Here is a 21,302-nt window from a genome sequence, read left to right on the forward strand (position 1 = left end):
ATTATTCTTCCTCAATAAAACAGCGCTGGATACCTTCTGCGACCGATATAGGTGGTTGCCAACCCAACGTGTGTTTTGTGTGACTGATATCAACCTGAAGATTACCACACAGTCGCTCTATCACGGCCTGTTTTCCAGTCATGCGCCCCAGGAACTGCAGCCAACTCATCGGCACAGGTAATAACCACGGCGATTTACCCGCAGCGCGCGTCATCATCTCAAGCAATTCAGTTGTTGAAATATCGTCATCATCACTGACTAAAAAGGTTTGATTCGCCGCTTGTGGATGACGGATACAGGTGATGATCAAATGGACCAGATTAGCCAGCGCTACCATGCTGCGTTGGTTATTGATAGCCCCCAATGGCAACGGAAGATTTTTTTTTGCAATAGTCAGTAATGAAGAAAAATTACCTTTAACACCATGCCCATAAACTAGAGGTGGACGAATAATCACCAGGTTCATTCCCGAGCTGGCCACCAATTGTCGTAGCCCATCCTCTGCCGCTTGCTTTGAACGCCCGTAGGCATCCTCAGGTGCAGCAGCACAATCATGCGTAAAAGGCTGGCTATAGATGGTCGATTCACCATTCACTTTAATGGAACTAATAAAGATAAAACGCTTCACTCCCGCTGTAATCGCCTGCCGCGCCAATTGCAATGTGCTATCTACATTAATATCCCGATAAATATCTCCCCCATTACTTCCTGAAGTATTCATCACATGCGCTTGCGCTGCACAATGAATGACCACATCAACATCGATCAGGGCGGTGGCATAATCCGCCACAGCGCTAACCCCCCCTATCACATGGCTAATCATTTGAGCACTGGCATCGGCAGCACGGTTAGCGTTCACTCCAACCGGTGCACGACGACCATAAGTACGTATTGTTACATCAGGTTGCAGCATTAACTGCTTCAATACTGCATTACCCACAAAGCCGGTGGCACCGGTTAGCAATATTGTCATTTATTTGACTCTAAAAATGTATTAATTATCTGCTGAGCTGCGGCCTTAACTGAAAAGTTAGCTGTAAGAACATCATAACCACGCATACCCATTTCAACACGCAACACTTTATCGTTTAAAAGATTAATTGCCGCCGTTAACAACGCCTCATCTTCACTATTAATATATGCCCAGCCAGCACCTTGGCCATTAATGAAATCAATAACGTCATTACCTGGATTCACACTACCAAGAATAGGCAAAGATTGAAGCATATAACCAAGCAACTTCCCGGGAAAGTTATGTGCTTTATGCGTTTTAGCTAATGAAAACAAACCAACATCAACCTGCGTCAAAACTTCCTTATATGCATCTTGGTTGATTGAAGGTAGCAGCGTTAGGTTGTGAAGGTTTTCAACAGCTATAGTCTGCTTGACTAACTCGAATTCATCGCCTTGGCCAATAAACAAAAAATGGGCATTTGGGTATGGTGTCATATTCTTGACTAAACGTAATAAATTACGCATATCTTGAGCATGACCAATATTGCCGCCATAAAAAAATATGACTTTATCATTTAAATCATATACTTTCCTAATGTCTATAAGCTGTGACGAGAAACTGACAGGATTAATATCAGCCCAGTTTCTTAGCACTTGTAGATTATTGTACTCGGAATGCAGAGTTCTAAAATAATCAACATTAGCAGGAGACATTAAACCAATGCAGTCGGATGCATTGTAATTGAGTTTTTCAAAAAAATGGAAATATGACGCGATTGGGGATTTAGCAGAAATCAACCCTTCATCTATTACCCATTGCGGGAACATGTCCCTCAACACTAAATAATTAAATGTTTTCGCTTTACGTTTGAACCAATGCATTAGTGGGCCAAAAAAAATAGTTGGCGAATAATTAACACACAGTTCGAATGAATATATATCCTTTACATTTTTAATTGCTAAAAAAGCATTGAGAGATAGCAATGTTTCACTTATCACTCTTTTAACCTTACCCTGCCCCCGCATAGGTGGGTTACGAAAACGCCATATTTCTACACCATCTATATAATCGATCTTAAGACGTTTAGTTTGTTTGCCATGGCTGGGGGTAATTATCACCGGATCATGGCCAAGCCTTTTAAGCTCTAATGCCAGTTCATGGAACATTTTAGCATGCACTAAAGTGCTATTAGGTAAATAATCATCAGGGAACAGGGCGATCTTCACAACGACTTTCTCCACACCACTCGATTGACATAATCGGTGTAGCTTAAAATGGTGCGCAACACTTTGTCTGATACATTCGGAGCAATGTAATCTTGTACCTTATTGATCAACCGCGTTGCACCACGCGGTTGCTGCTCCAACACTTCAATCGCTTGCAGGATCCGCTCAACACTCATGCCGGTGAACATCACCGCCCCTTCTTCAAAGCCTTCTGGGCGCTCTTGTGCCTCCCGAATATTGACGGCAGGGAAGTTCAAGATGGATGACTCTTCCGTAATGGTACCGCTATCACTTAGCACTACCTTGGCATCCATTTGCAGGCGCACATAATCACTAAAACCAAGTGGCTTTAACAAATTAACTAAAGGGTGGAAAGTTAAATTCAATGCTTCAATTTTTTTACGGGTACGCGGATGGGTCGAAACAATAATCGGATACTGATATTTTTCTGCAAGTTCGTTTAATACCCTCACATAACTGTTAATGTTTTTATCTGAATCCACATTCTCTTCACGATGTACACTCACCAAAAAGTATTCCTCCTTGATGAGTGACAGACGAGTTACCACATCGGCAGTGTGAATTTTATCGTGATAAAATTCCAGTACCTCGTCCATCGGACTACCGGTTTTAACGATAAAATCAGGCTTGATTCCTTCGCTTAACAAATATTCGCGCGCAATCTCGCTGTAGGGCATATTCACATCAGAAATATGGTCAACAATTTTACGGTTAATCTCTTCCGGCACCCGCAAATCAAAGCAGCGGTTACCCGCCTCCATATGGAAGATCGGGATTTTTTTACGCTTGGCCGAAATAGCCGCCAAGGCACTATTAGTGTCTCCCAAAATAAGGAGCGCATCCGGTTTTAACTCAGCAAATACCTTATCTGACTTGCTGATAACTTGCGCCATAGTTTCAGCAGCGCTGCTGCCAGCACACTCTAAAAACACGTCTGGGGCCCGAATTCCTAAATCATCAAAAAAGATTTGATTGAGCTCATAATCGTAATTTTGACCGGTATGTACCAAGATATGATCGCAAAACTCATCCAGCTTGGCGATAGTACGCGACAGCCGAATGATTTCTGGGCGCGTACCAACAATAGTCATTACTTTTAGTTTTTGCATTGCACATACCTTGTCAAATAATCGTTATGCATAAATTCAATCAACTCACGCCAACTAGGCACAGTCAAATCCAGCGCTTGGCGCAAGCGGCTAGAATCGAGCGAACGGTCGATCACCAGTTGGGTTGACTCATTAATCTCAATCTCTTTGCCATAAATATCAGCCACCAACGAGATTAAACTGTGCTTATTAATAGGTTCGACAGACAGATGGTACAACCCACAGATCTCAGGCTTGTTCAGAATGTTGTCGGCCAGTAGTTTGGCGATGTAACAAGTAGGCACCCCAGAAAACACTGCCTTGGAAAAACCATTCACAGTACCTGATTGGCTTAAAAACCAATCAACCAAGCTAACGGCTGAATCCAGCTCATGGCCAATGATCGAGGTACGCAAGGTTAAGTGGCGGCCATAGTTAACCTCACCTAGGCACTTAGATTTGCCATACAGATCCGTCGCGGTCGGCAAGTCAGCTTCCTGATACATGCCTTGCTTGCCATCAAACACGCAGTCGGTCGAAAAATGGATTAACCGTGCGCCATATTGGTCACACAAAGCAGCCAGCTGATGTGGCAGCAGCGCATTAATTTCAATTGCCGCCACATGCTGCTTGGCAATATCGTGCTGCTTAATCAAGCCAATACAATTGATCACCACCTCTGGCTTGGTAGTGACAATCGCCTCTTCAAGGCTGGCGATATCGGTAACATCAATACCTTGCAACAGGTGCTTTTGGTACTGCGCAAAAAAAGCCGCCTTGCCGGTTAAGCTGCGCACTGTGCCCGTGACGTTTAATGCTGAGTTGTCAGCCAAATTGCTAAACAGGCTGTAACCCAACATGCCGGTGGCACCCAAGATTAACACATTCACCGTTATACCCCTTCCGGCACGATTAGATTACCGGCTTCGATTTCACGAATGAAATCGAGCTTGCGCAACAATTGCTTCATACCAGCCACATCGAGGCGCTCGGTGTTATGAGAGTTGTAATCTTCAATCTGCGACAGATCTTGCTCACCCTCTTCAAAATACTTTGAGTAATTAAGATCACGGTTATCGGCAGGCACTCTGAAGTATTGTCCCTGCTCATGTGCGACAAACATCTCTTCACGGCTACAGAGAGCTTCAAATTGCTTCTCGCCGTGGCGTGTACCAATCACATTAACTGGGTGCCCTGGTTTATTCAGGATCTCCAACAAGGCTTTTACCAATACATCAATAGTTGCGGCTGGTGCTTTTTGAACAAAAACATCACCATTCTTGCCATGCTCAAAGGCATGCAATACCAGATCAACCGCATCATCGAGGGTCATCATAAAACGTGTCATCGCCGGATCGGTAATGGTAATGGCATCGCCATTAACAACCTGGCGAATAAATAGCGGGATCACCGAACCGCGCGAGGCCATAACATTGCCATAACGGGTACAGCAAATAGTGGTATTGGTGTGTTCCAGGTTACGGCTTTTGGCAACAATTACCTTTTCCATCATCGCCTTAGAAATACCCATTGCATTGATCGGATATACAGCCTTATCAGTACTCAAACACACCACTCGCTCAACGCCATGGCTGATAGCAGCCTCTAGTACATTTTCAGTACCCAATACGTTGGTCTTTACCGCTTCCAGTGGATAGAACTCACAGGAGGGTACCTGCTTTAACGCTGCGGCATGGTAAACATAGTCGACTCCACGCATAGCATTAGCCACGCTCTGGTAATCACGCACATCACCGATATAAAATTTAAGCTTGCTAGACTTAAAAAGTTTACGCATATCATCTTGTTTTTTTTCATCACGGGAAAAAATGCGAATTTCTTTAATATCTGTATTTAAAAAACGGCGCAGCACTGCGTTACCGAAAGAACCGGTGCCACCGGTAATCAAAAGCACTTTATTATTAAACATGCTAACCTCAACACTATTAAAATTTAAATAAAATTAAAAAAATCTTTCCAAGTTGCACACTTTGCAAATGACAGCGGTGCAAAATTAAATACTATTTGCTGCCCAATAACAAATTCCATTTCATCTGCCCATTTAGTTACATCTTGATAATTCAAGAAACTCGCACCTTGATAACCTTTCAATACGTCTCTGGAATAAGGTAAATCCGCACAAATGATTTTTTTCCCTAATACTCCTGCCTCAGCAAGTGGTAAGCCAAAGGTTTCAATATAACTGGGAAATAATACCGCATCAGCTGAAATATAATTATCAATCACTTGCTCGTAAGACATCACGCCTAAATAAAAAACAGTATCACTCAGCTCTAATTGCTGCACTTTCTCATCAAATACAGGGTAATCACCAACGGTTAATGTCACAGCAAAACGGGCTTTCTTGTTTAGCTGTCTAGTTTTAAGTAACGCTAACGCATCCAGAATCAATAAGTGATTCTTATAAAACAGCGGTGAAGCTGGATAAAAAAAAGTAATTTGCTCGGTAGTTAATCGTTGCGCTTGTTCAGGGCTCTTTTTTAGATGGCCATCTGGCAACTTGATATCCGGCGTAAATACCGAAATATTGCCTTCTACCACACCACTTTGCGTCAGCGCTGCCTTCATCCACTGCGTTTGCACCACAAAACGCGTGCCCGAGGTGACAAATAAGAAAATAAAAAACTTATAAAACCACTTATATAAAAAGTATTTTATCGTCTCTTTGTTAAGAGTATACTTGACAGTTGTAAAAGGAAGAGACTGGTGTAAGTAGATTAATTGCTGACAATCAACATTTACCGACGTGTTTTGCAATGAAATACACAGCTCACTCTCGATGTTATGTTGTTTTATATAGCGTTTTAAACCGAAACTATCCCACCAAATCCGTTTCAACCAAGATTTGGTATCAACTTCAATATAAATAATATTGGCATGTACATCGAGTGGCACCCCGATGGGTGCAAAAACAATATATTTTTTATTCGTTAATGCCGCATGGGCAATAAATTGTCGAAGGATAGTCAGTGCACCACCAGAGGATAAAGCTGTTGCATTAACTAAAATGAAACCTACTTCATTAAGCTTTAATATATCCATAAAAAAGCTTATTTCCCCCAAAAATGAAAAAAAGTAAAGATAAAAGAAAATAATTTTTTCTCATGAAAATATGGCCATATACAATCAAAGAAAAATTTAATTTTCCCACGTTTATCACCCATCACCTCTCTCATAACAAGAGAGCCTTGATGCGCTCTTTTTATTCCAGCTATTAGTTTTTTGGCATTTTTTAACTTATAGAAATGAGGTTTATTAAATGCTGCACCACCAACAACATTACTCGCATGCTGCCTGTATAGTATTGTTGGTTGATCATAATAAAACACTGCTCCGTGCTTTGCTGCAATCAATGCGAGCCAGTGATCGTGCATTGGGATGTATTTAGGAAATGGCAAAGCCATTTTTAAACAAGCTTTGTTAAATATACACGAGCAACCGTAAACAGTAGAACGCCATAATAAAAATCCTTCTTGTGTATTATTTAATGGGTCATAATTATTCGCTTTATAAAAGCTGTCTGCAATAACATTTAAGTTTTCATTAACTAGAGTTAAATCAGAAAAACATAATATAGGGGACTCTGAGCCTAATTCGTTTTCTTTTTCAATGATAAAATTGAGCATGCTGTCTATTTTATGAGGAAGCCAAACATCATCTTGATCGGACAGCATAATATATTCTGACTGCGTAGCCTCTAAGGCTTTTTCAAAATTTAAAACAGTCCCACCAACTCTTCTTGTATTACAAACATGTATTCGAGTATCAAACGTTGCATAATTGTCAACTTTTAAAACTGTATCATCTTTTGAACCATCATCTGAACACAAAACTAAAATTTCGGTATGCGTCTGATTAAGAATTGAATCGAGTTGCTCAGACAAGAATGGCGAACCATTGTATGTAGCCAAAGCAATATCTATTTTTTTCATTATATATAAATCCAATAAATTATTTTTTCACTTTAAAAATATGTATGAGCGCCCATACTCAATGAAAAAAACCAATAATATAAACCCACCTATAAAATTATTTAAATATGGATTCGTATTGGATGCCAATACAAAAGAAAAAATAGCCGATAAAGCAAGTGCATTTTCTTTATAATTCACTACAAACTTAGTGCAATAATTACTTTTTGCTGTAGATAGATAATAGGCAAATAAAAACAACATCAAAAAAATAAATGTTAACCCCAAAAAACCGATTTGAGCAATAAATGCTATTATACTTAACTCGTATATCCATGGCGTATTCACGTTCCTAACAATATCAGCATGTGCCCCCATAGAGATACCCCAAAATATATTGTCACTTAGTCCATTAAGCAATGATTCTTGTTGTAAAAATCGAAGATCTTCACCATATTCTCGAGTAAGTCCGATTGTTTTTAACGGATCAAATATTACTATTAAATAAGTTAATACTGTTGGAGTAAATAGTGTCATAACAAATAACACTGCTCTTGAAACGAGAGTTTTAAATAGTGGCTGCAATGCTATATATAAATAATACAACACTGGAATTAATATTACCGAAAAAATCAAAGCTCTAGATTGAGTGATAAGAATGAATATAAATGAAACAAAAAGTTTCACTTTATTAAGCCGGCTTTTTAAAAAAATAAAATCTTTTATTTTAAAATAAAAATATAAAACTAAGAAAACTGATATTCCAAATTGGATTCTAGTAACCAGAAATGAACCTGCAAAGTCAGGTACCATATCATCAGTTGTTTCTACATCATTCAAATATATAGAGAGTATAACATAGATAGAATTTCCAATTTCCTCACTTAAAAAATAAGAAAACGATGCAACACAGTGCATAACCCCTACAAAAAAAATAACTTTTGAAAAAAAATCGTTGCAAGTTTTGTTTGTTTTATCATTTATAAATGAAGTTATAAACATAGCAAGGAATGGAATTGTATATGGTAAAATTTGGCTTATAGCATCGGCAATACTCAAACCTCTGACTATAGGCACTAGCCCTGCGAAAAAAAAACCAAAAATTATAAAAAAAATGGTACAGATAAGGACGCCTAATTTTATTCTTTTATATAAAAGATAAAATATAATAGAAGAAATAAAAAAAATGAAAGTTATTTTTCTAAAAGGAATTCCACCAAAGAAAAGTTTATCTGCATTTCCTAACAAAGATATTGAAAGAAAAAAAACAAACATAGAATACATAAAACACTTTTCAACATAAGACCTAACCAAGATACAACCTCTTAATTATGTTAAGTAACTTTGGCTGTCAAAAAGCCATGGAAAAATTTATCGTGCGGTTAATTTATTTTTTTGAAAAATTTGCAGTGACGCAATCCGAAGAAAATGTTAAAAATGATCTTTTTAATATAAAAAGAACAAAAAGCTCTTTTTGTGGAAATACGTCTAATTTTGGATATTTGATCTATTTTCACTGGTATTTTTTCAAATAAAATTTTGACCTTTGGAACAGACAAAATAAAATCTTCTTTTGCATACACATCTTTAAAAATTGCATCTAAAAAACGAGCTCTCACAGAGGTAAAACCGTGTTTTATTTCAATTTTATTTTTTATATCAATGATTTTTTTGTCATTTATTAGTTCGATTTCTCTCAAAACGGCATCCACACTGTCTTTCTTAAAAGACTCTAGTGGTGTATAACCGTTATAGGTGCTGTTTAGGCCAACACACAAGCGCCCCTGCAGAAACTGCTCAGCAAATGCTGTACCACCAGGTAAAGGATGGCTATCTATATACAATTTTGCTTCACTTGTTGCTTTTATATATTCTTCGTATGGCAGTGATTTGGACAGTGTCAGTCTATTCCAATACTTTAACTTTATCGCCCACCACCAATAATTGGTTAAAAAATTAACACCAATTGCTTGAAAATTGGATTTGTCATACTTATCAAGCAGCGCACCAACTAAAGGCATAATGCTGTGCTGGTTAGTTGGTTCATATTTATTGGGAGATGCGGCACTTAAAATCAGATCTCCATTTTCAAACTTATAACTACTTTCCGAATTTTGCTTACTCGTGTCTATTGGTATCCCCAAAAAACATTTTTTAGCTTTTAATCCGCGTATCGCATCAACTGCCACGCCATAACCACTTATTTCAAACCATACGTCTGAAATAGAACTGCCATAACTAAATGTATGGTCGGCATGATTAACAAAAAGGATTTTAATATCTTTTTTTATTTTTTTTGCCAAACCGCAAGCAACAATCGCATAGATATCTTCTGGGTGTGTATTTAAAATAATAAAATTATACTGCAATATCACCGTCAAAAAAAAGGAAATTTTTTCCAACACGGTACAACCGTCAACGCAACCATGATGTATTGACGAGAAAAAACCTTCTTCTCTTTTAATAATTGATTTGATTGTTTTTTTAGTTATTAACAAATCAGGATTAGTGTCTAGAAATGATGCGAGTCTTTCCATCAACCTAGTATGCCCACCGGTATGATATAGCTCGGTTGCTATAAAAATAATTTCATTATGCCTGCTATTATCTATCACATCATAATTTATAGATAACTCAGCAAAAACATTATTTATTAAAAATGTTTCGAGTTCATTTAGAGAGTAAATACCAACTTCATTAGCACGTAAAAGCAATCCCAGCTGCTCAGCTTGCTCTAACGCCTTATCAAGAGGAAGCCGATAAATCTCAGCCTTGTAATAATCGATAAACTCAACTATTTTTTGGTTAACAGTGGATTGCATATATAAACTCGATTTTTATCAGCGGGCAACCCGCTTAACATTAAAAAACACCACAAAAAAGTAAATAAAATAATTTATCGCATAGGCCATATTTGCACCAACTACACCATGATGCAGCACAAAAAAATAGGTTAGTGCAACAAAGCTCATCGTGAACACTATTTCAGTGCCGATAAACCATTTTGTAGCACCACGTGAGAGCATCGGGTAGGCATACAACCAAGCTAAAATTTTAATTACATCACCGGTTAATTGAATGGCAAACAGGTCGCGTGCGCTGCGAAATGCTTCGGTGAACAGCAGTGAAATCGCCACATCACGTAATAAGTAAACACCGAACGCCATAATGGTGACAATCGGGATTATTATACAGGCAGTTTTATGAATTTCACCTATTATCGCGTCGATGCCAGTTAATGAAGCCAAACGCGGTAAATAATAGGTGCCAAGCGATATGGTGATTACCCCCAAATAGACTTCAGAGATTTTATAGACCGCTTGCCATTGACCTGTAGCCTCCCAACCTACTTGATCAATTAAGATATTGCGCACAAAAATCATGGATATCGGCACGGTTAACGCACTAGTTATCGCCATCAGCATATATTTGCCAATATCTTTGCGGGCTTGGGGATCCACTGCGCCCCACCAGTAATGCAATTTAAACCAGGGCTGACGTAGGTTAGCAATTAACATCACCAGGCCAATCAAGGCGCTTTGTAGCGCGGCAGCTAATAGTGCACCCTCGATGTTGTGCAAGGCGATCATCGTCAGCATTACGCCGCCCGAAATCAGCGCCGATAACATACCAAGACCGACATAACGTCGATATAACTGCTGACCGTTAATGACCGAGTTACACAAAGTACCAACGGCAGCAAAAGGTAACACACTCAAGCTTGCCATAACTACCCAAGCAAGGTTGACATCTTTAAACAAACTGTTGGCAATCGGCTTGGCAAATAAAAACCCAACCGGGATAGCAATAGCTGAAATAATTAATACCCAATGTAGAGCCGCTCGCCACCAAGGGGAGCAAGCATCAAATCCTTGATCCTTATTTTCAGCAGTAAAACGCACCACGCCGCTGCCTACGGGCGCATTAATTATACCATTTAAACTACCGACTAAGCTTTGCACTTGACCTAGCATTGCCATACCGGTGGGGCCAGTATAAATGGCCACCACCTTGGCAATCACAAATCCCATCACCATACGTAGCAGAGTTAATAACCCCGTCATAGCGGTGACTTTGAGTAAACGCTTCATCCAGCAAACTCATTGATAGCAGCTATCACTTGTTTAACCGCGGCATCACTCATAGTTGGGTCAAGCGGAATAGAGAGTACTTGCTGGTGAATTTTTTCGGTTAGCGGCAACTGCATATCAGCATATTGTTGATATGCCTGCTGTTTGTGCGGCGGAATTGGGTAATGAATTAAGGTTTGAATATCATTTTCAGCTAAGTGCTGTTGCAGGGCTTGACGCTGTTCACAACGCACAACAAACAAGTGCCAAACATGTTGCTTGTAATGCTGGATGGCGAATGTAGCAGCATCGAGGGGTAATATGATGTGCGGGTTGCTGATCCCCTCACAATACATAGCGGCAATCTGTTGACGGCGGGTAGTTTCGGCCTCTAAGTGGCGTAACTTGACGCGCAGCATGGCGGCTTGCATTTCATCAAGACGGCTATTTACACCTTGATAGAGGTTTTCATATTTTTTATGGGAACCATAGTTGCGCAGGGCTTTGAGTGTTTGAGCTAGTTTATCATCATTGGTCGTGATGGCACCGGCATCGCCAAGGGCACCTAGGTTTTTCCCCGGATAAAAGCTAAAGCCTGCGGCATCACCCCAGTTACCGGCACGCTTACCATCTATTTCGGCACCATGGGCTTGAGCACAATCTTCCAGCACTAATAGGTTATGCTGCTTGGCAAGCGTCATGATTTCCGGCATAGGGCATAACTGGCCATATAAATGTACGGGCAGAATAGCTTTAGTTTTCGGGGTAACCGCATCGGCTATCGTGGCTGGATCCAAGTTATAGCTGGCCGGATTTGGCTCAACGAATACCGGCACCAATTCATTTTCGGTGATGGCTAACACGGAAGCAATATAGGTATTCGCTTGGACAATAACCTCGTCACCGGCCTGCAGTTTGCCCTGCTCCTTCCAAGCTCGCAGTGTCAGAATTAAAGCGTCCAACCCATTAGCCACGCCAATGGCGTGCTTTACCCCACAATAAGCTGCAAACTCGGTTTCAAATTGGGTTAGCTCATTGCCCATGATATACCAACCGGAATCAATGACGCGGGTACAAACATCTTTAAGTTCCTGCTGGTATTGATTGTTGATGACTTTTAAATCGAGGAAGTTGATCATTTTATCACTCTGGAATATAAATTTCGGCGGTCCCTGTAATAACTTTTGACTTACCAACCTTACAGTAGGTATCAAAAAATACGCGCCTTCTTTTAAAATCTACTGATGTAACTTCAATAGTCGCTGTCACAGTATCACCAATATATACTGGTTTGCGAAATTTTAAATCCTGACTGACATATACACAACCTCGCCCAGGGAGTTGAGTGCCAAATAAAGCTGAAAAAAAACTAGAACTTAACATCCCATGTGCAATGCGTCGCTCGAATCTTGACTCTTTTGCGTATATCTCATCCATATGCACTGGGTTTTTGTCACCAGATATGCCTGCAAAATCTTTTATATCTGCATCAGTGATGGTCTGTGAGTATGATGCTGTCATTCCAGCCTCAATTTCTTCTATTTTATACATTATCTGAAAACTCTTTTATCCATTCTTGAACTATGTGTTCTGGGTAACCTCGAGTGAAGTGTTTCCTCCACGGGTAAGCAGGTCTGCGTGTTCCATCTTTTAGTTTTAATTTTGATGTACAACCAATCGCTTTGGCTGGCGAACCAGAATAAATAGTATCTTTTTCTGTCTTTCCAGATAAACAGGAATGTGCACCAATTAAACACCCTTCAGAAATATGTGCTCCAGGCAAAATAACTGACATAGTTGCAATTACTGCAAAGTTATCTACTACAACCCCCTGCATTACATTGCTTGGCGGGGTTGGATCATTTGTGAGAACAACATAGGGGAAAATCCATACAAAATCACCAATTTTAGAATGTTGACCTATATGCACATTGCTATGGGTTCGAACATAATCACCAATTTCACAATGACCTTGTATATCTGACAACGTACCGATTTGAAAATTTTTTCCCGCTTTTGTTTTTTCGCGTACCGTGACACGGTGGCCTGTAACAAGCAATGAATCGAATTGAGAGCCCTCATAAAAAATACTATGTGAGCGAATGTGTGCATTAGCGCCGATAATCAAAAAATTGCCTTCCGATAATGAATTAGCAACTCCAAGTTCACAAAATGATTCAATCACCGAACCGTCACCTATATCAACATTATCGTAGACTACTGTATAGGCACCAATAGTTACATTTTTACCAATTTTAGCCTTGTCTGATATTACTGCTGTAGGGTGTATACTCATCTAATCTCCTCCAAAAAACGCTCATAATCCCTAATATAATCCGACTCATCATAAAGCTGATCAGCTAACACCATCAAAACACAATCTTCGGAAAAGTCGTACATTTCCCGCCACATAAAGGATTCTATCAGCAAGCCTTGGGCAGGATTATCGAGCAACACCTCGACACGCTCGTTACCATCATCCAATAAAAAACGGCAATAACCGCGCACCGCAATAGCGACTTGCTTAAGCGTTTTGTGAGCATGAAAGCCACGGCGTACACCATCTTTGGTATTAAAAAGATAGTAAACCCGTTTAACTGGAAAAGGAATGTTTTTGCCTTCCTCCAGTGCAATCAGCGAGCCGCGCTCATCACCGTGGGCTTGAAGGGAAATTAGCTTAATTTGCATGTTAAAAAGCCTGTTTGAATTGTAGAAATGATTGAGCATTCTCATCTTTTTCTGAAAGAAATACACTATCAATAGGCCATTGAATTTTCAGCTCGATATCATTCCACGCAATTGCACCTTCACTTTCTCGATGGTAATAAGCTGTGGTCTTATACAAAAACTCTGCTGTATCACTCAAGGTAACAAATCCATGAGCAAAGCCTTCAGGGATCCACAATTGTCGCTTGTTTTCACCTGACAGGTGAATCCCAACCCATTGACCGAAGGTCGCTGAGCTTGTACGGATATCTACCGCCACATCAAACACTTCACCAGCCACACAACGCACCAGCTTACCCTGGGCATGGGGAGATAACTGATAGTGCAAGCCGCGCAATACGCCTTTTGAAGATTTGGAGTGATTATCCTGCACAAAAGCCACCGGATATCCGACCGCCTCTTCAAACGACTTGTGGTTGAAACTCTCAAAGAAAAAGCCACGCTCATCACCAAATACTTTCGGCTCAAAAATAAGCACATCAGGAATTGCTGTCTTGATTACATGCATCTTATATATCCAAATTCAATTCAGCCTCTATTGGGGGAGTGTATTACTTCCCCAATTTCACTCAAGCCTTTGCAACCATTCTCAGCAGATATTGGCCATAAGCATTCTTTGCCAGCGGTACAGCAAGTTCACGCACCTGCTCAGCATTAATGAACTTCTGGCGATAGGCAATCTCTTCCGGACACGCAACTTTCAAGCCCTGACGTGTCTCGATGGTCTGAATAAAGTTGCTCGCTTCAATCATGCTTTCATGGGTACCGGTATCAAGCCAGGCATAACCACGACCCATCATCGCCACCGACAGATTGCCTTGCTCCAGGTAGATACGGTTCACATCGGTGATTTCCAGCTCACCACGCGGCGATGGCTTCAGGCTCTTGGCGATCTCCACCACGCTGTTGTCGTAGAAATAGAGGCCGGTGACCGCATAGTTGCTCTTGGGCTCAAGTGGCTTCTCTTCCAGAGAGATAGCTGTTCCCTGTTTATCAAATTCCACCACCCCATAGCGCTCAGGGTCATGCACATGGTAGGCAAAGACGGTAGCGCCACTATCTTTGGCCGCTGCCGCCGCCAACTGTTTCTGCAGATCGTGGCCGTAGAAGATGTTGTCGCCCAGCACCAGTGCACACGGATCTGAACCGATGAACTCTTCACCCAGAATAAAGGCTTGTGCCAACCCGTCCGGGCTTGGCTGCACCTTGTATTGCAAGTTCAGGCCCCACTGGCTGCCATCACCCAGCAATTGCTCAAAACGGGGGGTATCTTGCGGCGTGCTGATGATCAAAATATCGCGAATACCGGCCAGCATCAGGGTGCTGAGCGGATAGTAGATCATCGGCTTGTCATAGATGGGCAGCAACTGCTTGCTCACCGCCATGGTGACCGGATAGAGACGGGTGCCAGAGCCACCGGCCAGAATAATGCCTTTACGTTTGGTCATGATGCTTGTTTCTTATTTTTAAATTGCAAAAGAAAAGGGTGGCTTGCAACCACGCCTTTCTGTTTTATCCCTGCCAGCTAGGGATGCAGTCACTACATCCCTGACCAGTGATTTACTTGCCCAGGATCTCGGTCAACATCCGCTCCACACCGACCGTCCAGTCCGGCAGCACCAGATCGAAGGTGCGCTGGAATTTACTGGTATCAAGGCGGGAGTTATGGGGGCGTTTGGCCGGGGTCGGGAAGGCGCTGGTCGGCACCGCATTGAGTTGCGTGACCGCCAGTTCAACCCCGGCCTCTCTGGCTTTGGCAAACACCAGCTGGGCGTAGTCAAACCAGGTGGTGGTACCGGAGGCAATCAGATGGTACAGCCCAGCGACCTCGGGTTTACTCTGCGCCACACGGATCGCATGGGCGGTGCAATCGGCCAGCAACTCGGCACCGGTCGGAGCGCCGAACTGGTCATTGATAACTGACATCTCGCTACGCTCTTTGCCAAAACGCAGCATGGTCTTGGCAAAGTTAGCGCCCCGGGCGGCATAGACCCAGCTGGTGCGGAAGATCAGGTGACGCGAACAGAGGGCTGCGCCCTGTTCCCCTACCAGCTTGGTTTCACCGTAGACGTTGAGTGGGGCGGTCGCATCGGTTTCCACCCAGGGGCGCTCACCGCTGCCATCGAACACATAGTCGGTAGAGTAATGCACCAACCAAGCTCCCAATGCTTCCGCTTCTTTGGCGATAGCGGCTACGCTGGTCGCGTTGAGCAGCTCGGCAAACTCCCGCTCGCTCTCCGCCTTGTCAACTGCGGTATGAGCTGCCGCATTGACAATCACGTCCGGCTTGACCAGACGTACAGTTTCGGCCACCCCTGCCGGATTGCTGAAATCGCCGCAATAGTCAGTGGAGTCAAAATCAACGGCGGTGATGCGGCCCAGTGGCGCCAGTGCTCGTTGCAGCTCCCAACCTACCTGACCGTTTTTGCCAAACAGCAGAATATGCATCAGTCGCGCTCCCCGTAGTTCTTCTCAATCCAGGACTGGTAAGCACCGCTCTTGACGTTATTCACCCACAGCTGGTTATCCAGATACCACTGCACGGTTTTACGAATGCCTGACTCGAAAGTTTCTTGCGGTTGCCAGGCAAGCTCACTGCTCATCTTGCTGGCATCGATGGCATAGCGGCGATCGTGACCGGGGCGATCCGCCACATAGGTGATTTGATCGCGGTAAGAACCCGCTTTGGGCACCATCTCGTCCAGCAGATCACACACGGTATGCACCACGTCCAGATTCTGCTTCTCGTTGTGGCCGCCGATGTTGTAGGTCTCCCCTACCACGCCAGTGGTCACCACCTTGTAGAGTGCACGCGCGTGGTCTTCCACATAGAGCCAGTCACGGATCTGGTCGCCCTTGCCATAGACCGGCAGCGGCTTGCCATCCAGCGCATTGAGGATCACCAGCGGGATCAGCTTCTCGGGGAAGTGATAAGGACCGTAGTTGTTGGAGCAGTTGGTGATGATAGTTGGCAAGCCGTAAGTACGGCGCCAAGCGCGTACCAAATGGTCGCTGGAGGCTTTGGACGCAGAATAGGGACTGCTGGGGGCGTAAGGCGTGGTTTCGGTAAAGAGCGGCAATGGCTTATTCCACAAGGGATGACCGGCAGCCACTTCATCCGGATGAGGCAGATCGCCATACACCTCGTCGGTGGAGATATGGTGGAAACGGAAGGCCGCCTTGCGCACCTCATCCAGACCATTCCAATAAGCGCGAGCCGCTTCCAGTAACATATAGGTGCCGACGATATTGGTCTCGATAAAGTCAGCCGGGCCAGTGATGGAGCGGTCAACATGGCTCTCGGCGGCCAAGTGCATCACCGCATCCGGCTGGTGCAGGGCAAACACCCGATCCAGCTCGGCGCGGTTGCAGATATCCACTTGCTCAAACGCATAACGATCACTTGTCGATACATCGGCCAAGGATTCCAGATTGCCGGCATAGGTGAGTTTATCAAGATTGATAACGGAATCCTGAGTATCACGGATGATATGGCGCACCACGGCAGAGCCGATAAAGCCTGCGCCACCGGTCACTAAAATTTTCATAGAAAGGATGCTCTTATAACAAAGGGAGGTTCATTTGAGAACAAGATTATTGCTCGGGGGAAATACGACGCAGGAACTCAAAGAAGTGCATGGATATTTGCAATCTAATACATATCACCGGATGGGCAGGTGCTCATTACTTGAGCTTAAATCGACAAAGGACATGGCTACCGCACTGAGTTGCAGCCCCCAGTTCGCTGATTTTAACCACATTGCTCAAGCTGTTGGTCATCATGTCCTCCAGCATTTAATTGTATTTTTGGCGGTATGCATTTCACAGATCTCTCGTGAGATTGCACACCAGACAGACCCGATTTGATGCCGGATTCTATCTCGTATTCCCCCCATATGAACAGCAAAAACTACCTCATTGGGGGTCAATTTGAAGCTGAACACGAGGCCGATCACAGCCTGCTCGTACGTTCTGCTACTTATTTCAACAATCGCTAAAACGAACATCTCGGCAAGCTCAGAAAAACAGGGCAACCCATGGGGTTGCCCTGTTTAGTAGTCAGCGAGGTCAAATCAAGCTGGCGGTTTATTGCACGCAGCTCAGATCTGCCTCGCCTGCATGCCATCAGTCATGTTTTGACTCATCGGCATGGGTCAGGCGCTCTTCTTTGCTGCTGTGTTTGGTGAAGTAACGCATCACCAACACGAAGAACAGCGGTACAAAGAAGATGGCCAGCACGGTGGCGCTGATCATTCCCCCCATCACGCCGGTACCGATGGCGTTGCGGCTGCTGGCGCCAGCGCCGGAGCTGATCACCAGCGGCAGCACCCCGAGGATAAAGGCGAGCGAGGTCATCAGGATCGGGCGCAGACGCAGACGCGCCGCCTCCACCACGGCTTCACCCAACCCCATCCCCTTGTCATAGAGCTCTTTGGCAAATTCCACGATCAAAATCGCGTTCTTCGCCGACAAGCCGATGGTAGTCAGCAGGCCGACCTGGAAGTAAACATCGTTCTCCAGCCCGCGCAGGGTGGCAGCCAGAATGGCCCCCAGCACCCCGAGCGGCACCACCAGCATCACCGAGAACGGAATGCTCCAGCTCTCGTAGAGGGCCGCCAGACAGAGGAACACCACCAGCAAAGAGATGGCGTAGAGCGCGGGGGCCTGTGAACCAGCCTGACGCTCCTGGAAAGAGAGCCCGGTCCACTCGATACCCACCCCTTCCGGCAGCTGTTTCACCATCTGCTCGATGGCGGCCATGGCATCACCGGTACTCTTGCCGGGCGCCGCTTCCCCGACGATCTCCATCGCCGGTACGCCGTTGTAACGCTCCAGACGCGGCGAGCCGAAGCTCCACTCGCTGCTGGCAAAGGCAGAGAAGGGCACCATCTGGCCAGCGGCGTTGCGCACATACCAGAGCTTCAGATCTTCCGGGTTCATCCGGAAGGGAGCATCCGCCTGCAGGTAGACCTTCTTGATCCGGCCCCGGTCGACGAAATCATTGACGTAGGACGAACCCCAGGCTGCGGCCAGGGTGTTGTTGATGTCCGCGATGGAGAGCCCCTGCGCCAGCGCCTTCTCGTAGTCGATCTTGATATCGAGCTGCGGCGTATCTTCCATCCCGTTTGGGCGCACCCGCACCAGATTGGGATCCTGCGCCGCCATGCCGAGCAGCTGGTTGCGCGCCGCCATCAGCTTGTCGTGACCGATGCCGCCGCGATCCTGCAGGAAGAAGTCAAAGCCGGTCGCCGTACCCAGCTCCGGGATCGGAGGCAGGTTGAAGGCGAACACTTGCGCCTCCTTGATACTGAACAGATAGCCCATGGCGCGACCGATAATGGCATTGGCGCTGCGATCCGGGCTCTTGCGCTCGCTCCAGTCCTTGAGCTTGATAAAGGCCATGCCCGCGTTCTGGCCGCTACCGGCGAAGCTGAAGCCCGACACGGTCAGTACGGAGTCGACGTTATCCTTCTCGTTTTTCAGGAAGTAGTCGCGCATGTCCGCCAGCACCACCTCGGTGCGCTGCTTGGTAGCCCCCACCGGCAGTTGCACCATGGACATGATGACCCCCTGGTCTTCTTCCGGCAGGAAGGAGGTGGGCATCCGCATAAAGAGCACTGCCAGTACCGCCAGCATGGCACCGTAGATCAGGCTGTAGCGCACACCCTGCTTGATCACCTTGCGCACGCCGCGCTGATAGCGGTTGGTACCGGCATCAAAGGCGCGGTTGAACCAGCCAAAGAAGCCGCGCTTGGCACCAAACTCGCCATGTTTCATCGGCTTGAGCAGGGTGGCACAGAGCGCCGGGGTCAGGATCAACGCCACCAGCACCGACAGCACCATGGCCGAGACGATGGTCAGCGAGAACTGGCGATAGATGGCACCGGTCGAGCCGCCGAAGAAGGCCATCGGCACGAACACGGCGGAGAGCACCAGGGCGATCCCCACCAGTGCGCCGGTGATCTGGGTCATCGACTTGCGGGTCGCTTCCAGCGGGGAGAGATCCTCCTCGCTCATCAGCCGCTCCACGTTCTCCACTACCACGATGGCGTCATCCACCAACAGGCCGATGGCCAGCACCATACCGAACATGGTGAGGGTGTTGATGGAGAAGCCAAACGCCGCCATCACCCCGAAGGTACCGAGCAGCACCACCGGCACCGCAATGGTCGGGATCAGGGTGGCGCGGAAGTTCTGCAGGAACAGATACATGACGCAGAACACCAGGAAGATCGCCTCGATCAGGGTCTGCACCACCTCCTCGATGGAGATCTTCACAAACGGCGTGGTGTCGTAGGGATAGACGATCTTCATGTTGGCCGGGAAGTAGTCCGACAGCTCGTCGAGCTTGGCGCGCACCTTCTCCGCGGTATCCAGCGCGTTGGCGCCGGTGGCCAGCTTGATGGCGACTGCCGCGGTGGACTGGCCATTGTAGAGCGCCTCGGCGTCATAGCTTTCACCCGCCAGCTCGACCCGGGCCACGTCTTTGAGCCGCACCTTGGAGCCATCCTGATTCACCCGCAGCAGGATATCGTTGAACTGCTCCACGGTAGAGAGACGAGTCTGCCCCATGATGGTGGCGGTGAACTGCTGATCGTTCACCGACGGAGTGCCACCCAGCTTGCCGAACGCCACCTGGGCGTTCTGCGCCTTGATAGCCGCCTGCACATCACCCGGGGTCATCTGCACTCGGTTGAGCTTGTTGGGATCGAGCCACACCCGCATGGAGTATTGGCTGCCGAACAAGGTGATATCCCCTACCCCGTCCAGACGACTCAGGGGCTCCTTGATGTTGGAGACCACATAATCCGCCAGGTCGTCGTTGTTCATGCTGCCATCGCTGGAGATGAACGCCGCGACCATCAGGAAGCTGCTGGAGGTCTTCTGTACCCGGATCCCCTGCTGCTGCACCTCTTGCGGCAGCAGTGACATCGCTTGCTGCAGCTTGTTCTGCACCTGCACCTGGGCGATATCGGGATCGGTCCCCGGCTGGAAGGTCAGGGTCACCGACACCCGACCCGCGGAGTCAGACTGGGAGGACATGTAGAGCAGGTGATCCAGCCCGGTCATGTTTTGTTCGATGATCTGGGTCACCGAGTCTTCCACCGTTTTGGCGGATGCGCCCGGATAGCTGGCGGAAATACCGACAGCAGGCGGCGCAATGCTCGGATACTGGGCGACCGGCAATTTGATGATGGCCAGGCTGCCCGCCAGCATGATCACCAGCGCGATCACCCAGGCAAAAATGGGTCTGTCTATAAAAAATCGAGCCATGAGGCGAT

Annotated in this window: 19 protein-coding genes; all 19 read right to left on the minus strand. The window is 45.5% G+C overall.

Annotated features, from left to right (window positions below):
• Window position 1: 1 nt before the first annotated feature.
• Entirely contained in the window at window positions 2-973 is a 972-nt protein-coding gene (locus CK911_RS10455) for an SDR family oxidoreductase (protein ID WP_098969882.1), read from the minus strand.
• Window positions 970-2,181: a glycosyltransferase family 4 protein gene (locus CK911_RS10460; protein ID WP_098969883.1), complete on the minus strand. Its 1,212-nt coding sequence runs from the start codon at window positions 2,179-2,181 to the stop codon at window positions 970-972. Before CK911_RS10460 ends, CK911_RS10455 begins: the two co-directional genes overlap by 4 nt.
• A complete protein-coding gene (gene wecB, locus CK911_RS10465; protein WP_098969884.1) occupies window positions 2,178-3,311 on the minus strand; it encodes a non-hydrolyzing UDP-N-acetylglucosamine 2-epimerase in 1,134 nt (377 codons plus the stop codon). Before wecB ends, CK911_RS10460 begins: the two co-directional genes overlap by 4 nt.
• Window positions 3,299-4,180: an SDR family oxidoreductase gene (locus tag CK911_RS10470; protein ID WP_098969885.1), complete on the minus strand. Its 882-nt coding sequence runs from the start codon at window positions 4,178-4,180 to the stop codon at window positions 3,299-3,301. The genes wecB and CK911_RS10470 overlap by 13 nt, the downstream gene beginning before the upstream one ends.
• Window positions 4,181-4,182: 2 nt before the next feature.
• Complete coding sequence (locus CK911_RS10475) at window positions 4,183-5,220, minus strand: polysaccharide biosynthesis protein (protein WP_098969886.1); 1,038 nt, start codon at window positions 5,218-5,220, stop codon at window positions 4,183-4,185.
• A 23-nt stretch (window positions 5,221-5,243) separates the two neighbouring features.
• Window positions 5,244-6,353: a glycosyltransferase gene (locus CK911_RS10480; RefSeq protein WP_098969887.1), complete on the minus strand. Its 1,110-nt coding sequence runs from the start codon at window positions 6,351-6,353 to the stop codon at window positions 5,244-5,246.
• An 8-nt stretch (window positions 6,354-6,361) separates the two neighbouring features.
• Window positions 6,362-7,243 (minus strand): glycosyltransferase family 2 protein, encoded by an 882-nt coding sequence (locus tag CK911_RS10485; RefSeq protein ID WP_098969888.1) that lies wholly within the window; start codon window positions 7,241-7,243, stop codon window positions 6,362-6,364.
• 27 nt (window positions 7,244-7,270) lie between these two features.
• Window positions 7,271-8,506: a hypothetical protein gene (locus tag CK911_RS21200; protein WP_157774554.1), complete on the minus strand. Its 1,236-nt coding sequence runs from the start codon at window positions 8,504-8,506 to the stop codon at window positions 7,271-7,273.
• Window positions 8,507-8,604: 98 nt separating this feature from the next.
• Window positions 8,605-10,044, minus strand: coding sequence for a hypothetical protein (locus tag CK911_RS10490; RefSeq protein ID WP_098969889.1), 1,440 nt, complete (start codon window positions 10,042-10,044; stop codon window positions 8,605-8,607).
• Between the two features lie 18 nt (window positions 10,045-10,062).
• Window positions 10,063-11,313: an O-antigen translocase gene (locus tag CK911_RS10495; protein ID WP_098969890.1), complete on the minus strand. Its 1,251-nt coding sequence runs from the start codon at window positions 11,311-11,313 to the stop codon at window positions 10,063-10,065.
• Window positions 11,310-12,431, minus strand: coding sequence for a DegT/DnrJ/EryC1/StrS aminotransferase family protein (locus CK911_RS10500; RefSeq protein ID WP_098969891.1), 1,122 nt, complete (start codon window positions 12,429-12,431; stop codon window positions 11,310-11,312). Before CK911_RS10500 ends, CK911_RS10495 begins: the two co-directional genes overlap by 4 nt.
• A 4-nt stretch (window positions 12,432-12,435) precedes the next feature.
• Complete coding sequence (locus tag CK911_RS10505; protein ID WP_098969892.1) at window positions 12,436-12,843, minus strand: MaoC family dehydratase; 408 nt, start codon at window positions 12,841-12,843, stop codon at window positions 12,436-12,438.
• Complete coding sequence (locus tag CK911_RS10510; protein ID WP_098969893.1) at window positions 12,836-13,588, minus strand: N-acetyltransferase; 753 nt, start codon at window positions 13,586-13,588, stop codon at window positions 12,836-12,838. Before CK911_RS10510 ends, CK911_RS10505 begins: the two co-directional genes overlap by 8 nt.
• Window positions 13,585-13,980 (minus strand): FdtA/QdtA family cupin domain-containing protein, encoded by a 396-nt coding sequence (locus tag CK911_RS10515; protein ID WP_098969894.1) that lies wholly within the window; start codon window positions 13,978-13,980, stop codon window positions 13,585-13,587. Before CK911_RS10515 ends, CK911_RS10510 begins: the two co-directional genes overlap by 4 nt.
• A gap of 1 nt (window position 13,981) precedes the next feature.
• Complete coding sequence (gene rfbC, locus CK911_RS10520) at window positions 13,982-14,527, minus strand: dTDP-4-dehydrorhamnose 3,5-epimerase (protein ID WP_098969895.1); 546 nt, start codon at window positions 14,525-14,527, stop codon at window positions 13,982-13,984.
• Between the two features lie 61 nt (window positions 14,528-14,588).
• Window positions 14,589-15,467 carry a glucose-1-phosphate thymidylyltransferase RfbA gene (gene rfbA / locus CK911_RS10525; protein ID WP_098969896.1) on the minus strand — a complete coding sequence of 293 codons (879 nt, stop codon included), beginning with the start codon at window positions 15,465-15,467 and terminating at the stop codon, window positions 14,589-14,591.
• A 112-nt stretch (window positions 15,468-15,579) separates the two neighbouring features.
• Window positions 15,580-16,467, minus strand: coding sequence for a dTDP-4-dehydrorhamnose reductase (gene rfbD, locus CK911_RS10530; protein ID WP_098969878.1), 888 nt, complete (start codon window positions 16,465-16,467; stop codon window positions 15,580-15,582).
• Window positions 16,467-17,567 (minus strand): dTDP-glucose 4,6-dehydratase, encoded by a 1,101-nt coding sequence (gene rfbB, locus CK911_RS10535; RefSeq protein WP_098969897.1) that lies wholly within the window; start codon window positions 17,565-17,567, stop codon window positions 16,467-16,469. The genes rfbD and rfbB overlap by 1 nt, the downstream gene beginning before the upstream one ends.
• 577 nt (window positions 17,568-18,144) lie before the next feature.
• Window positions 18,145-21,294, minus strand: coding sequence for an efflux RND transporter permease subunit (locus CK911_RS10540; RefSeq protein WP_098969898.1), 3,150 nt, complete (start codon window positions 21,292-21,294; stop codon window positions 18,145-18,147).
• Window positions 21,295-21,302 lie beyond the last annotated feature (8 nt).

Origin of the sequence: Aeromonas sp. CU5, from assembly GCF_002586745.1 — a bacterium.
Lineage (GTDB): Bacteria > Pseudomonadota > Gammaproteobacteria > Enterobacterales > Aeromonadaceae > Aeromonas > Aeromonas sobria.